Raw genomic sequence first — 15,128 nt, forward strand, 5'->3', positions numbered from 1 at the left:
GACATTGCAGGCAAAGGAGTTGCCAATGCCAGCAGTATGCAAGCCGCTATTCTCTTAGCAGGTGAGATGGTATACCAGCGGTTAAAAAAATCGTGAAGAAAATCTTTACTTTCCTCTGACATCTAAGGATTACCTCTAGGCTAGCTAGCGAGTCCCAGTCTTGAGGGATTCACTGTTGTTTGCTGGAGGGTTTTTAGTATGGGTTGGTTAAGCAGAATTTTTCCGGGTAGCAAGCCATCAGACGATACCTCTAAATATCTGACTATGGGGCCTACCTTTAAGCTAAAAGCAGCAGAAGCAGCTGCTGAAAGTGGCACTGTGCTTGAAACACCAACTGGAGAAGAAATTCCAGCTTGTAAAGTTGGGTTAAATGGTGAATTTGACGAGAGCGGTTTGGCCAAGCGCGTGGTTCATGCCTTTGATCTGGATAGTGAACTCGATGATATTGAAACCCTATGGGTTGCCCAACTCATGAGTAAGGTTGTGCTGCGGGGCAAAGTACCCACACAAGCACTGCTAGACAGGGCTGTGTCCATTGCCATGAAAGTACCTGGCGCTACGGAAGTAGACACCAGCGATGTTCAAGTGGGCTAAGAGTGAATTTATTGCTGGGGGGGCAGAGTCCCCCATGATTCTCTAAGGCTTGATAAAGCTACCCTGTTAAGGAGTGTGAGTGGTCACGCTCAGGGCAGCGACTCCTAGGGCAACCAGCATAACTCCGATCCCCTGCGTACCTTGAAGGGTTTCACCAATAACCAGCCATGCTAGCAGGCAAGTCATGACTGGATTGCTAGCACTTACTAAGGCTGTGGTTACAGCCCCTAACCAGCGAATTCCATAAAAGTTCAACACGTAGGCTGTCAAGGTGGCGATCGCACACAAAAATGTTGCTACCCAAGCCGGTAACCATTGGTCGGCCATGATCCTAATCTGTAACAGGGGCAAGCACAAGCTAGCCAGCAGGACGGTGACCAAAAAATTGACGACTGTAAAGGGGATGGGATGGCAGGTAGCTTTACCTGCCTGGGGTTGCAAACAAGATTGGGCAAGAATGTTATAGGCACCAAAACTAAGACCAGCAGCGATCGCAGCCCCAGTTCCTATCCATAGAGTTGCTTGGTTAATCTGCTCGGAATAGGGCGTAGCTAAGAAAACACCACCTAATACTAAACCTACGATGGCAAACCTTAGGGCTGTGGGACGATCGCCCCAAGCTAGCCATGCTAGCAGCACTGTCACCGCGGGATGGATAAAGAACAACGTAACGGCAATGCCCGTAGTAGCGTTGCTAATGGCAATGTATAGAAATGTCAGCGATAGAAACAGTAAGGTGCCTGTGCCCACCATGCGCCAGAACAGTGGCTGATATTGGGGCTGTTGTAGGGAGCGCAATTCGTGAAAGGTAGTAGGATGAATCCAAGGCGCGATCGTCAATAGCAACCCCGTCATTAACAAGGTGCGCATGTGCATAAGCAGTAGCGAGTGGCTCAGGCTAGGCAATACCCACCCTCCTAACGTTACCAGTCCTAGAACAGACTCCTGACTAAACAGTAACTTGATAATCACATTCTGCAACGCAAGGCAAATCGCAGAACACAGAATCAGTGCTATACCCATCTTGAAACTTGTATGTCAGGATACAAACTTTCACTCTACTTTAGTTTTCAATTGACCCAGATTGTTAATTTCACGGATTTTCCATATGAAAACGTTGGGACTGAGGCAATTTGCGACTACTTTGTTAATCGGCGCATCCCTTGTGGCAGTTAGCGGCTGTCAGCAGACTGCTGAGGCTCCCTCGTCACCTGCTGCGTCTCCAGCGCAGGAAGTGTCTAGTCCCGCTGCTCCAACAGAAAAGAAAGATGTGAAGTTCACGCTAGCGTGGTTGTTGCAGGGTACAGATGCTCCTATTACATTAGCTATTGATAAAGGCTATTTTGCGGCTGAAGGTTTAAATGTGACCTTTGAGCGGGGTTATGGCTCTGCTGATACTCCCAGCAAGGTGGCGGCTGGGCAGTATGACATTGGCACTGGCGATATCTACAACATGATCGAGTTCAATGAGAAGAACCCTGACAAGAAGTTGGTGGCCTTTGCCGTGTTCAGTAATGGTGCTCCCTTTGCGATCGCTACCCTTGCTGACAGTGGTATTAAAACTCCGAAGGATTTGGCTGGTAAGAAGTTGGGTGCCCCTGCTGGAGACGCACCTCGCCGCCTGTGGCCCGTGTTTGCTACCTCTGTGGGTATTCCGCCCGATTCGGTAGAGTGGGTAACTATGGAACCCAAGCTGCGGGAGACGTTCCTGTTGCAAAAGCAGGTGGATGCTATTAGTGGGTTTGTAACTACCTTCAAGCCTAATCTAGTGAAGGCTGGTAAGAAGGATGCTGACATTGTAGTCTTCTACTTTAAGGATTACGGGCTACCTATGTATGGCAATGTCTTGTTTGCCCGTGAAGACTTCATCAAGAAAAACCCCGATGTTATTAAAGCTTTTACTAAGGCGGTGTTGAAGGGGATGAAAGACACGATCGCTGACCCAGATGCAGCGCTGAAGTCTGTGCTGAAGGCTAGCCAACAGCCCATGGACGAAGCAGCCGAGAGAATGCGGTTGGAGATTGCCCTCAATAATCTGTACGTCAATGATGAAGTCAAGAAAAATGGTCTGTTTGGGCTGGATCCAGAACGGATGCAGAAGACGATCGACCAAACCGTTAAGGGCTTTGGCCTGAAGACCACTCCCAAGGTGACGGATGTATTCGACGATAGTTTCTTGCCTCCTAAAGAGGAGCGCATGTTGCAATAGATATCGGGGTTCAGGTATCGGGTATTGCATGGTCTACCCATGTCCTGGTACCTTTTTTCGTAGGTTCCCGTTGTTTCTGGACTGCCATCCATTGCTTGCAAGCATTTTAGCCACTTAGCTCCAGCTAGCCCATGGTTTTATCTGAGTCCGTTGCTAACAGCTCTAGCGTGAACAATAGGCCCATCTTGGAATTCCGCAACATTGGGCTAGAGTATGTTCAGGATGGTCACGTCATGCGCATTATCAAGGATGTGTCCTTTTCTGTGCGCCATGCAGAGTTTGTGTCGATCGTCGGGCCTAGCGGTTGTGGCAAAACTTCCCTTCTGCGAATGGTGTCTGGGCTAAACCCACCCAAGATTGGCACTATTCACTTTCGGGGTGAATTAGTAACGAAGCCTGTGAAGGGAGTTGGTATTGCCTTTCAGAATCCAGTTATGTTGCCATGGCGTAACACACTGAAAAATGTGATGTTGCCATTGGAGGTTAGTGAGCCTTACAAGTACAACTATAGCCAGAACTTACCCCAGTATACCCGCATGGCCCAGGAGTTGTTGGCTTCTGTAGGCCTGTTGGACTTTCAAACCCGTTATCCTTGGCAGTTGTCAGGGGGAATGCGGCAACGGGCATCTCTTTGTCGAGCCTTGATTCACCAGCCTGAGTTGTTGCTATTCGATGAGCCGTTTGGAGCACTCGATGCCTTCACCCGTGAAGAGATGTGGGTCATGGTGCAGGAGCTGTGGATGAAGCTGCAATTCACAGGTATGTTGATTACCCACGACCTACGGGAGGCGATCTTCTTGTCAGATACGGTGTATGTGATGGGGCCACGCCCAAGCGAATTTATCTACGAGCTGAAGGTGAACCTACCCCGTCCCCGGACGATCGAAATGTGCTTATCTGATGAGTTCAACCATTTGTTCTCCGATGTACGTCGCCACATTAGAAAAAACTAAGAAGTGCTAGGACAACTAATCGAGAGGCTCCCATGCAGAACGTGCAGAAGTTGTTTAAGGAATTTTTAGACTCGAAGGTGGCTCCTGTAGTTTTGCCAATCGCCGCCATTGTTACCCTATTTGGGGTTTGGGAAATCAGTGTTTGGCTGTTTAAGATTCCTGCTCACATATTGCCACCTCTTTCCAGTGTTCTTAAGGCGATCGCACCCCAGGCTCCATATCTACTAAAGAACTCGTGGTTTACCTTTTACACCACAATGCTGGGGTTCATCCTGGCAGTAATAGCTGGCGTAATGCTGGGCTTCTTGATTGGCTATTCTAGACTTGCTTACTTGACCCTATACCCCATCCTTGTGGGCTTTAACACCATTCCCAAGGTAGCATTGGTGCCCCTGCTGGCCATTTGGTTTGGCATTGGTGCTGTGCCCGCAGTGATTACCGCCTTTTCTCTGGCATTCTTTCCGATCGCCGTCAACGTTGCTGTAGGCTTGAGCACTGTCGAACCAGAGATGAGGGATGTTCTCCATTCCTTGGGGGCTAGCGACTTTGAACTATTTCAGAAAGTGGGCTTTCCCCATGCCCTACCCTACTTGTTTGCCTCCCTCAAAGTTGCCATTTCCCTGGCCTTTGTTGGGGCGGTAATTTCTGAAACCGTTGCTTCTAATGCTGGCGTGGGTTACTTGATTGTCAGCTATGCCTCTAGTTTTGAAGTACCTGCAGCGTTTCTTTGTCTATTGCTGTTGGCAGTGATGGGAGTAATTCTCTACAGCTTCTTCGCCGTGCTAGAAACCAAGCTCATCCCTTGGGCACGCTGATGAGAACATGTTTGAGACCATGCTGCAAATATTTCAAGGTCAACCAAGGGTCAACTAAGGTCAGCTAGCAGCAAGTTCCTTCTCAATGCAGGCCTTGAGCTTTTCTGCCAAGATGCGTACATTGGGTTTGTGGAGAGTGCCTAGATGATCACCAGGAACGTCATAAATCTTCAGACTACCCAGAATCAAATCTTTCCAGGCCATTAACGTCTCAAAATGGCTTTCCTCCACAGTTCGGAACAACACGGCTTTACCAGAGTAGGGTTGGGGAACATGGGTGTCGAAGGCGTAATCTCGAAACTCTGCTCCTGCATCGGTAGTTGTGCTTCTAGTTTTGACAGCAGTCAGCTTGGTTTTTGCTCGTTTTAGTAGGTACTTAACCCCCTGTTGAGCCAGATTCTTAGCATGGAAGTCAAGGCGCTGCCTTAGGGATGGCATGTTTCTTCTAGGGATAGTGCCGTCTAATAAGTTCAGCAAAGCTACCTTCTATTGGGTCAACAGTTCCTATTTCTGCTATTTCCAATGGGTTAAAGGCTCCCGTTTCCACTAGCGAACGTAGTAGTAGCGGCGGTTCCCAGATAGGTTGGTCAGCCGATCGTCCTCCCATGCCCGGTGCCAAGCTAGGCCGTGATCCCCAGGGCAACCCAGCTTGGTTTTACCAGATCCCGATCGTCCTGGCAAATATCTGCAAGTAGACAGCCTAGGGTAATGCTTCACCCTACGATTACAATCAAAGTATGGTTCTATGAAATTAAGGTTAACCCCTACAGCATCTCCCCTTGACGGATAACGCCCGGGCAGTGCTAACAGGTTAATTGAGGTGATCGCTATGGCTTTGGAGCATACACCTATCATTCAAGATGCTTTTGACGTGATTGTGGTTGGGGCTGGACACGCTGGCTGTGAAGCTGCTCTAGCCGCAGCGCGATTGGGCTGTCGCACATTGCTGTTAACGCTGAACCTAGACAAAATTGCTTGGCAACCTTGTAATCCGGCTGTGGGTGCTCCTGCTAAGTCTCAACTAGTGCACGAAGTGGATGCGATCGGCGGTGAAATTGGCAAAATGGCAGACCGCACCTATCTGCAAAAGCGACTGCTCAACCTGTCGCGGGGGCCTGCTGTCTGGGCACTGCGAGCACAAACCGACAAGCGCGAATACGCTGCTGTAATGAAAGGGATTGTAGAAAACCAAGACAATTTAGTGGTGCGGGAGGGCATGGTCACTGACCTTATGCTGAATAGCCACGATGAAGTCGTGGGTGTGGAAACTTACTTTGGGGTGGCCTTTCAGTGTAGGGCAGTGGTGCTGACCACAGGTACTTTTCTGGGGGGACGCATCTGGGTGGGCAATAAGTCTATGGCGGCAGGACGGGCTGGAGAATTTGCCGCTGTGGGCTTGACAGAAACCCTAAACCGCCTTGGCTTTGAAACAGGACGGCTGAAAACCGGAACCCCCGCTAGGGTCGATCGGCGCTCAGTGGACTATAGTCGCCTAGAACCGCAGCCCCCTGATGACGAGCTGCGATGGTTTAGCTTTGATCCAGAGGTGTGGATCGAGCGGGAACAGATGAATTGTTACCTGACGCGAACTACAGCAGAAACCCACCGTCTCATTCGAGAAAATCTCCACCTGTCACCTGTCTATGGTGGTTGGGTAGATGCCAAAGGGCCGCGCTATTGCCCCAGCATTGAAGACAAAATTGTCCGCTTTGCTGATAAAGAATCCCACCAGATTTTCATTGAGCCAGAAGGCCGAGATATTCCTGAGCTATACATCCAAGGCTTTTCCACAGGGTTGCCAGAGGCACTGCAACTAGAGATGCTGCGATCGCTGCCCGGCTTAGAAGCCTGCGTGATGCTGCGACCTGCCTACGCTGTTGAGTATGATTACTTACCTGCCACCCAGTGCTATCCTACGCTGATGACTAAGAAAATCAATGGTCTGTTCACCGCTGGTCAAATCAACGGCACCACAGGCTACGAAGAAGCCGCTGCTCAGGGTATTTTGGCAGGCATCAATGCTGCTCGCCTGGTGCAGGGCAAAGAGATGATTGTGCTCCCACGGGAAGGTAGCTACATAGGTACCCTCATCGATGACCTATGCACTAAAGATTTGCGGGAGCCTTATCGGATGTTGACTTCACGATCAGAATACCGCCTGCTGTTACGCTCTGACAACGCCGACCAACGCCTCACACCCCTAGGTCGAGAAATTGGCCTGATTGACGATCGTCGCTGGGACTTGTTTACCCGTAAGCAAGCTGCCATTACAGCAGAAAAGGAGCGCCTACACGAGACTCGTATCAAAGAACTGGATGCAATTGGTCAACGTATCGCTGCTGACACTGGACAACGCATTAAAGGCTCCATTACTCTCGCAGATTTGCTGCGCCGTCCTGGGTTCCATTACGTCGATCTCGATCGCTATGGCCTGAGTAACCCCAACTTGGCTAGAGCCGAACGTGAAGGCGCTGAAATTGACATCAAGTACTCTGGCTATTTGCAACGTCAGCAGCATCAAATTGAGCAAATTTCTCGCTATGAACACAAGCCACTACCACCAACGCTGGATTATGCCAATATTGAGACCCTCTCGAAAGAGTCTAGGGAAAAACTAGCTGCCATTAGACCCTTAACAATCGGACAAGCTAGCCGCATCGGTGGCGTTAACCCCGCTGACATCAACGCCTTGCTGATTTACCTAGAAGTTCAAACCCGGCAGGAGCAAAACCCTGTAGCCTAGCAGAGTAGGTTAAGCACGGTAGGTTAAGAGGTTGCGTTAGGAGTGAACTCGCTTAGACAGTAGCTGCTCTTCCAATGCTGCAATCCGGTTATAGGCAGCCGTTAATTGCGCAGTAAGACGACGAATTTGTAGTTCGGGAGACAACTCTCGATCGCTACCAAGATCGCTATGGGGATAATCAGAATCGGTCAATACATCCTTATGGTCAGTAACAGCATCCAAACCAATGTGGCGATGGTGGGTCGATGATCCGTCAATCGACGATTGCACATGACCCAAACTAGACGCTGATCGCAACTCTGTCAACGCCATCATAATCCTGTTGCCAAACTGCTCGGTAACCTTCTGAAGAGTGTCAACCTTCATACTCAATACGTTGAGTTGCTCTTGAATTGCGTCCATGTGACGACTCCATTGGGCTACATTTTAACTACCCATATCCTAAACAGGACTATTACAGGTGGCTGATTATTCCTGAATAATTTAACGTTTAGTCTTGTATCTTAAAAACTGATAATTCTTCATAACTTGAATAGCAAAACCCTAGTCACAATGATGTTAAAAGGTTCCAAGTTTGGAGCGTAAACTAACCAATAGAGTAGTGATACACTCCTAGCAACATCATGGCTGTAGAGACTCGAAAGATAACATAAAATCAATCTTTTATCTCTCTTAATGGAGCCTTTGCTATCTCAAAAGTGCCTCGAACCATATACTACGGATGTAATGGACAACCATTGCAGTTGGAATCGAGTCAAACCCCCATAAGCCTACTAATAAGCGGAAAAAGAATTCACCATTTTCCTGAAGGTACTAGATACTTTTGGCCAGCGAGCTTCTGTCGTAGAGGCGTTGAGGGTGTAGACTCGACCTCGACTAATCACAGCGCTGGCAAGGCTATGCCGCTTTTGTCCAGGCAAGGTGATTAAATACTCCAGAATGTAGTAGACCTTGTTATCCACATCTCGGCGATCGGCAGATACTAGCTCAACTTCCCGATTTGAACCTGGTGGCGCAATCACATTCTTTCCCAGTCGGTACCCTACTTCGCCGGGGGTTCCCAAATCAGCAAGGGACTTCTCACCGTTTACTGGGCTAATCACCACACTGACGTTTTCGGTTTCTTCAATCAAGTCCCGAAAGGCCACATCTACACCTTGGGGAACCTTAACAGGCAACCATCCGTTAGGATAGAGGAATTCATAACCATTCGCTGTGTTGACATAACTCTTGAGTCCGCTTGTAGGGGATATAGCCGCACAACCTGACAGACTCAAACTTAGGATAAGCAGCACACTGATTACAATTCTCTTCAACATTGACTACCCCTTAGGCCTCCTTTGCGGGCAAGCTTGTTTCCATCTTGAGACAGTTCAAGCCATTAATCTGCAAGCGATATTCCACCCGATCCATTAAGCGATTTAGGATCAACCAACCATAGCCGCTCTCCTGCTTATCCTCAGGATCAGGAGGCAGATAGGTTGACAGGTCATACCCTTGTCCATGATCCCATACTTCTAGAGCAATATCGCGATCTTTCAGTTCTAAGCGCAGCAAAATCGGGAGGTTTGGTTTGTCCCGATGAGCATGGCGTACCACATTGGAATAAGCTTCTGCTAGGACTAAGCGCAAGCGGTTGGACTGACGCGGCCAGTCTACGCAGTCTGCTAGTTCAACTTCTAGGGAACCTAAAAGCCAGTTTTCAACGATCGTTAGAAACTTGAGTTCACTTGGTACGTGCAGCTCAGTCCTCATTAAAGAACCTCCAGAGACAGTATGGTTTGATCATCTTCTTGAACCGAATTATGGGATTGCACACGGGCCAATAGGTGGGATAAATCCAAGGGGGCAGGTTCTTCTGTCAGCAATTGCCATAGTCCAGTCTGTTGGAGCATGGTACCAGATGAATTGCCAGCCTTTACATCAGCAACCGTAGCTTCCGTGATGCCATCACTGGTTAACAAAAACACTTCACCCGGGTTAAGCACTATACTATCTGAAGCAGCTTTCCACACAGGTCGAATGCCTAAGGGAATGCTACGGACTTTCAGGTAGTTAGGCTCTGGTCGAGAGCCATTAGTGTGCGATCGCCCTGCCAGAGCTTGATGTGACCAGACTATCGGATAAACATGGCCAGCATTGGCATAGGACAACTCACGAGTAACAGGATTATAGCGAGCCAGCACCATAGTAATGAACCGATTGTTGCTGATTAAGTCCTCCGATAGGCTAGCACTTAGACTCTGCATGATGACATCTGGAGTTGGCGGCGCTTCTTGAGACAACTCTCGCCGTAACACAGACATCGTACTGGCCATGAATAGCGCAGCGGGCACTCCCTTGCCAGAAACATCCCCCACGGTAACCCAAATGTCGCCCTGGGGATGCACGAACACCTCGAAGAAATCGCCGCCGACTTCTCGAGCGGGGTAGCAACAAGCTTGAACCCGAACGCCCTCAACATCAGGCCAGCTTTGACGCAGTAAGTTACTCTGAATCTGGCGAGCGACTTCCAGTTCAGCTCGCATTTGCTCAGTCTGTTTTTGGATCTGGCGGTACAGTTTGGCCTGGGAAATAGCGAGGGCTGATTGTTCAGCCACATCGGTCAACAACTTTATGTCTTCAGGTGACCAAGGAGTTACGTTTCCTTGCTGATGTAGGGACAGTATGGCCAATAGCTCTTGTTGACAGATCAGAGGAACTCCTACTTGCAGATGGCGCTGCCCATTAGGCAAGTCAGTCAACTGATTCTGGATTTGGCGCGAAGCTAATACCGCTTGGATCACGGGATCATCTTCTGCTGGTGGTAGAACGATCGCACTGTTATCGGCCTGGTGGGTGTAGGTAGAGGCCGCCAACCGACCATTGTCTACAGGTTTTAGCACTGAAGCATCCACTTCAAATAGGGAGCCTGTTGCATCCACGATCGTTTGCAGAATATTTTGGTAGTCCAAAGACTCGCGAATAGTAGCCATCACGGCGTTAAACAGAGATTCTCGGCGTAGCGCCCGTTGCAGTTCCCCTGTTCGTTGTTTTAGCACCTTATAGGTTTCGGCTGCTTGTTGCACAACGGCCTTGAGATGCTCAGGCATCCATGGTTTTGTGATGTACTTAAATACTTTACCGGTGTTGATAGCATCGACTAAGTCTTCTACGTCGGTATAGCCCGTCAGTACAATCCGAATAGTATCGGGGAAGCGATCGACCGTCTTACTCAAAAACTCGGTGCCATTCATGCCCGGCATTCGCTGGTCAGAAATAATGATCGCCATCTCTCCAGATTGCTCCAAAATTTCTAAGGCACTCATGCCGCTATTGGCGCGAAATACTTCATAGTCGCGACGAAAGGTTCGATAGAGCAAATCTAGGTTATCCGATTCATCATCAACCACCATCAATTTGAGTTTTGTCTCAGTTCCCTGGCTCATGCGCTACATTACCCTTAGGCATAATTGCGGTGTAAAACAGCTAACAATTGGCAAATCTTCAAGAGGTGAAGTTAGGAAATAAAGTGCTAGAGGAAGCTACACCCTACCGCTCTGCTAGAGTATTCTACAGAGCATTCTACAACCCTTAGACAATCGTGCCCCCACAATTAAACCAAGTCAATTAAACTAAGTCAATTGAACCTGTATCAAGCAAACCAAGCTTGTTAATTCATAACTTCACTAGTGGCTAATATACCAACTCCATTTAGCTAGCTTAGTGATAGTAGGTAAGATTTAAATATGTGTGCAAACATCAGTAGATTTAAGTTACCCATTATGCTTCACCAGGTATCATCTTAATCGTTATTTGGTGGAATCACTTGTAATCCTTGGGGTGTTTCTACGACATCACCACCTAACTCCCGAATTTTGCGAATAGCATAATCCCGTGTTTTACGATCAGCAACATTACCCAAAACGATACTCCAGGCAGAAACTTGCGCATTTTTGCTGTTAGGATTGCGCGCCAAGAACCGGGCCGTGCGCCGAGAAAGTGCTGCTACTTGCTGGCTTTCGGCATCAGTGTATGACTCAGCCCATACGGCTGCTGTGGAGAATGAGGTTTGGGCAGCTAGGGGATCGCCTAAAAACAGTAATTCGTCAGTACCCTTATATCGCCAGATGTAGAACGAGTACGGAGGCACCTTGGGAGTAACGAATCGCAGTCCTTGATTCATAATTGCGATCGTCCGGTCAGGTCTGCCCGCGTATAGCGATGTACTCCCAGATAAGAAGACATACGCCTGCAAAAACCTAGGGTCACGGCTGAGAATCACCTCAAAGTAGTCTGGGCTAAGCTGATAGTCCGTAGCATTGCGGGCATCATCATCACCAAAATATTGCAGAAACTTCAGAAACGTCCAATTGGCAATCATATTGTCCATACCGAAGGACGGCAATTTTTTCATCACGGCTAGGTAAATTTGCTCGCCCTCAAGTTGGCGCTGAATTTCTGTTAATGACAATTTAGGCTGAGTTTTCCGGAGCTGGCTGAGTGTCGGAAACTGAAAGCCCGCAATTGCTATAGCACTGACTAAAAATGCTGCCAGTGGTGCCCACGATCGGCGGAACCTCGAAGGTAGTTCTAAAAAGTTACTGGTTGGCTTGTCCATCACGACGACCTAGTTCATAGATCCCACAGCTTACAGCGGCTAAGATACCCAAACTTAGTGCCCAACTTTGCCCCAAACTCAGCTCTACCCCAAAACTGCACAGTAACCCACCTAACAAAAACGGTAGCATTGCCAGTAAGTTGGCGTAGATAGCGACTTGAGATCCACTAGAGCCTTGAGTATAAGGGTCATCTATAGATGGGGTTGAGTGGCGATCGACACCTGCAAGCCAGCAAAGGAGACTATGCTCTAACCATGCCCCTATTGGCGAGAAGCCCAAGTAGAGAGCAAGCGACCAAAGACCAACACTGGCGATCGCAGTGGCATTGAACGAAAGGGAACCAAGCACTGTAGACATGAATAATTGCTACGAGTAATGCAACGTCAGAACAGAACAATCTTTAAACTTCTAAACCTCACCTTGTCGATCTTAATCGGTTCAGCTTCTTTTTCTAAAGAAACTATAAAATGCACTGCTTGTCAGGATTACACCTGATGGTTTTTCACCATTCCACCGATGGGAATCGAAAGGGCTGTGCCCTACTGTGGAAGAGTCCGATAGTGCTAGGCTAAGATCAAGCTACTGATAACTGTGCGTTCTGTTATGGCTAACGACTCTGCTACTGCCGATTGTCCCCTCCGAGATGAGCTACTGCGGGAAATCAATCGTCGCCGCAATTTTGCTATCATTTCTCACCCAGACGCAGGCAAAACCACCCTTACGGAAAAGCTATTGCTCTATGGAGGTGCCATTCACGAAGCAGGAGCCGTCAAAGCCCGCCGCGAGCAACGCAAAGTCACCTCTGACTGGATGGAAATGGAACAGCAACGGGGAATTTCCATTACGTCCACTGTGTTGCAGTTTGAATACAACGGCTGTCAGATTAATCTGCTAGATACCCCCGGTCACCAAGACTTTAGCGAAGACACTTACCGCACCCTCGCTGCTGCTGACAACGCTGTGATGCTAATCGATGCTGCCAAGGGTCTAGAGCCACAAACTCGCAAACTGTTTGAGGTTTGCCGAATGCGGGCATTGCCTATTTTTACTTTTGTCAACAAGCTGGATCGTCCGGGACGAGAACCACTAGAGCTGCTAGATGAGATTGAAAAAGAACTAGGACTCCAGACCTATGCGGTGAACTATCCCATCGGCATGGGCGATCGCTTTCAAGGTGTATTCAACCGGCGCACTCGCCAAATTCATCTGTTTGAGCGCAGTGTCCACGGTAGCCGTGAAGCTAGGGAAACGATCGTTGACCTTACAGATCCTCAAATTGACGACTTAATCCCCGCTGATGTTTTCCATCAGTTCAAAGATGAGCTAGAGCTATTGGAAGGTATTGGGCCAGATTTGGATCTAGACTTAGTGCATCAAGGCAAAATGACCCCTGTGTTCTTTGGCAGTGCTATGACGAATTTTGGGGTAAAGCCGTTTCTAAACGCCTTTTTGGACTATGCACTTAAGCCTGGTGCCCACCACAGTAGCCAAGGTGACATTGCCCCTGATTATCCCCAATTTTCGGGCTTTGTGTTTAAGCTCCAAGCCAATATGGATCCTAAGCATCGCGATCGCGTTGCCTTCGTCCGTGTGTGTTCTGGCAAGTTTGAAAAGGATATGACAGTTAACCATGCTCGCTCTGGCAAAACTGTGCGCCTCTCTCGTCCCCAAAAGCTGTTTGCTCAAGAACGTGAATCCATAGACAGCGCTTATCCTGGTGATGTCATTGGTCTAAATAATCCTGGGATGTTTGCGATCGGCGATACTATTTACATCGGCTCCAAGATAGAGTACGACGGCATACCCTGCTTTTCACCCGAACTGTTTGCCTACCTGAAAAATCCCAACCCCTCTAAATTCAAGCAATTTCACAAGGGCGTGTCAGAACTTCAGGAGGAAGGTGCTGTGCAGATTATGTACTCCGTAGATGACCTCAAACGTGATCCCATTCTTGCTGCCGTTGGCCAACTTCAGTTCGAGGTGGTTCAATTTCGCCTCAAACATGAATATGGTGTAGAGACTACCTTAGATCCCTTGCCCTATTCCGTCGCCCGTTGGGTGATTGGCGGCTGGGATGCTCTAAAACGTGTAGGCCGTCTGTTTAACACTGCTGTAGTTAAGGATCTTTGGGATCGTCCGGTATTGCTCTTCCGCAACGAATGGAACCTGCAACAGGTGCAAGCCGATCATCCTGAACTTGAACTCAGTGCCGTTGCCCCGTTGAAGTGAGTCTCTTCAGAGCTTAGGAATCAAGGAACTCATTACCTCAACCGACTGGGGTGCACTTGGTAGAATCCATAGCGTTTATGGGTATACTGAACCAGGATTCACAATGATCGGAATGGAAGCCTTGTCTAGAGTAGATCACAGCCTACCTGAAGTTGTTTATACCCCTCAAAGCCAGCTCCGACATCCCTGGCGATTGTTCCGAGACATGGGACGAGACTTGATGGCTTCTCGGGAACTCGCATGGCGATTGATGGTACGAGACATTAGCGCTCAGTATCGACAGTCATTTCTAGGCATCTTTTGGGCGTTTGTGCCTCCGATCGCCACCGCTACTGGACTAACCCTTGCTAGCAATGCCGACATTCTCAATGTTGGTTCGACTGAGATACCATACCCAGCCTATGTAGTCTTTAGCATGGCCCTGTGGCAGACTTTTGTAGAAGCCCTCAATGGCCCCATGAACGGTGTTGGTTCTGCTCGCCAAATGCTAGCCCGCATCAACTTTCCCCGCGAGGCGTTAGTGCTTTCCCAGCTAGGCCAAGTTTTTTTCAACTTTGGCATCAAGCTAATCCTGATCATTGCGCTGTTCTTCTGGTTCAAAATGCCGATCACCTGGAATGCTCTGTTGGCACCCGTGGCACTTATTCACCTAGTCGCCTTAGGAACGGCGATCGGTCTCATTCTGACTCCTCTTGCAGCCCTGTACCAAGATATTTCCAGAGCTTTGGGCGTAGGTCTCAGCCTCTGGCTATTTCTGACTCCTGTGATTTACACTGCACCCAAACAAGGTATATTTGCAACCTTAGTGCAACTGAACCCTGTCACACCATTATTGGTCACAACCCGCGAACTAGCAACAACGGGCAGTATTTCCAATATCCAAGGCTTTTAGGTCACGAGTGTGTTCGCCCTAGCTGGTCTGTTAGTGGGTTGGCTAATCTACCGAGTCTCTATGCCATTTATGATCGAGCGGATGAGTGCTTA

15 protein-coding genes and 1 pseudogene are annotated in these 15,128 nt (G+C 48.7%); 7 read left to right on the plus strand and 9 right to left on the minus strand.

Translation table 11 applies throughout. The features are described from left to right. Nucleotides 1-198: 198 nt before the first annotated feature. Nucleotides 199-594, plus strand: coding sequence for a BON domain-containing protein (locus NZ772_03120; protein MCS6812551.1), 396 nt, complete (start codon nt 199-201; stop codon nt 592-594). Nucleotides 595-660: 66 nt separating this feature from the next. Here NZ772_03120 and NZ772_03125 read toward each other — a convergent pair whose 3' ends face one another. Further along, nucleotides 661-1,617 carry a DMT family transporter gene (locus tag NZ772_03125; protein ID MCS6812552.1) on the minus strand — a complete coding sequence of 319 codons (957 nt, stop codon included), beginning with the start codon at nt 1,615-1,617 and terminating at the stop codon, nt 661-663. A gap of 85 nt (nt 1,618-1,702) precedes the next feature. On the opposite strand from NZ772_03125, the gene NZ772_03130 reads away from it, so the two are divergent. The 3 genes from NZ772_03130 (at nt 1,703) to NZ772_03140 (ending at nt 4,571) form a co-directional block, all read left to right on the plus strand. Beyond that, nucleotides 1,703-2,803: an ABC transporter substrate-binding protein gene (locus tag NZ772_03130; GenBank protein MCS6812553.1), complete on the plus strand. Its 1,101-nt coding sequence runs from the start codon at nt 1,703-1,705 to the stop codon at nt 2,801-2,803. A gap of 131 nt (nt 2,804-2,934) precedes the next feature. After that, nucleotides 2,935-3,756 (plus strand): ABC transporter ATP-binding protein, encoded by an 822-nt coding sequence (locus tag NZ772_03135; protein MCS6812554.1) that lies wholly within the window; start codon nt 2,935-2,937, stop codon nt 3,754-3,756. A gap of 32 nt (nt 3,757-3,788) precedes the next feature. Then, the gene (locus NZ772_03140; GenBank protein ID MCS6812555.1) at nt 3,789-4,571 is read left to right on the plus strand and encodes an ABC transporter permease; all 783 of its coding nucleotides are present in this window, start codon (nt 3,789-3,791) and stop codon (nt 4,569-4,571) included. Nucleotides 4,572-4,631: 60 nt separating this feature from the next. On the opposite strand, the gene NZ772_03145 is transcribed toward NZ772_03140, so the two are convergent. Then, complete coding sequence (locus NZ772_03145; protein MCS6812556.1) at nt 4,632-5,009, minus strand: hypothetical protein; 378 nt, start codon at nt 5,007-5,009, stop codon at nt 4,632-4,634. A gap of 108 nt (nt 5,010-5,117) precedes the next feature. Beyond that, nucleotides 5,118-5,288, minus strand: a complete 171-nt coding sequence (locus NZ772_03150; GenBank protein MCS6812557.1) for a hypothetical protein — start codon at nt 5,286-5,288, stop codon at nt 5,118-5,120. A 112-nt stretch (nt 5,289-5,400) separates the two neighbouring features. On the opposite strand from NZ772_03150, the gene mnmG reads away from it, so the two are divergent. Continuing rightward, complete coding sequence (mnmG, locus tag NZ772_03155) at nt 5,401-7,314, plus strand: tRNA uridine-5-carboxymethylaminomethyl(34) synthesis enzyme MnmG (protein MCS6812558.1); 1,914 nt, start codon at nt 5,401-5,403, stop codon at nt 7,312-7,314. A gap of 36 nt (nt 7,315-7,350) precedes the next feature. Here the strand turns inward: mnmG and NZ772_03160 are convergent, their stop codons facing one another. From NZ772_03160 to NZ772_03185, 6 genes are all read right to left on the minus strand, one after another. Then, complete coding sequence (locus NZ772_03160) at nt 7,351-7,716, minus strand: hypothetical protein (GenBank protein ID MCS6812559.1); 366 nt, start codon at nt 7,714-7,716, stop codon at nt 7,351-7,353. A 371-nt stretch (nt 7,717-8,087) separates the two neighbouring features. After that, nucleotides 8,088-8,633, minus strand: coding sequence for a photosystem II reaction center PsbP (gene psbP, locus NZ772_03165; GenBank protein ID MCS6812560.1), 546 nt, complete (start codon nt 8,631-8,633; stop codon nt 8,088-8,090). A gap of 10 nt (nt 8,634-8,643) precedes the next feature. Beyond that, nucleotides 8,644-9,069 carry an ATP-binding protein gene (locus tag NZ772_03170; GenBank protein ID MCS6812561.1) on the minus strand — a complete coding sequence of 142 codons (426 nt, stop codon included), beginning with the start codon at nt 9,067-9,069 and terminating at the stop codon, nt 8,644-8,646. Next, nucleotides 9,069-10,742, minus strand: a complete 1,674-nt coding sequence (locus tag NZ772_03175) for a SpoIIE family protein phosphatase (protein MCS6812562.1) — start codon at nt 10,740-10,742, stop codon at nt 9,069-9,071. The genes NZ772_03170 and NZ772_03175 overlap by 1 nt, the downstream gene beginning before the upstream one ends. Before the next feature lie 356 nt (nt 10,743-11,098). Further along, the gene (locus NZ772_03180; GenBank protein ID MCS6812563.1) at nt 11,099-11,914 is read right to left on the minus strand and encodes a hypothetical protein; all 816 of its coding nucleotides are present in this window, start codon (nt 11,912-11,914) and stop codon (nt 11,099-11,101) included. Continuing rightward, nucleotides 11,895-12,272 carry a hypothetical protein gene (locus NZ772_03185; protein MCS6812564.1) on the minus strand — a complete coding sequence of 126 codons (378 nt, stop codon included), beginning with the start codon at nt 12,270-12,272 and terminating at the stop codon, nt 11,895-11,897. Before NZ772_03185 ends, NZ772_03180 begins: the two co-directional genes overlap by 20 nt. Nucleotides 12,273-12,518: 246 nt before the next feature. Here NZ772_03185 and prfC point away from each other — a divergent pair, with 246 nt between their 5' ends. Then, on the plus strand, nt 12,519-14,144 hold the full coding sequence (gene prfC, locus NZ772_03190; protein ID MCS6812565.1) for a peptide chain release factor 3: 1,626 nt from the start codon (nt 12,519-12,521) through the stop codon (nt 14,142-14,144). 112 nt (nt 14,145-14,256) lie between these two features. Beyond that, nucleotides 14,257-15,128 (plus strand): annotated as a pseudogene (locus tag NZ772_03195) (ABC transporter permease).

Source organism: Cyanobacteriota bacterium (assembly GCA_025054735.1).
GTDB lineage: Bacteria > Cyanobacteriota > Cyanobacteriia > SKYG9 > SKYG9 > SKYG9.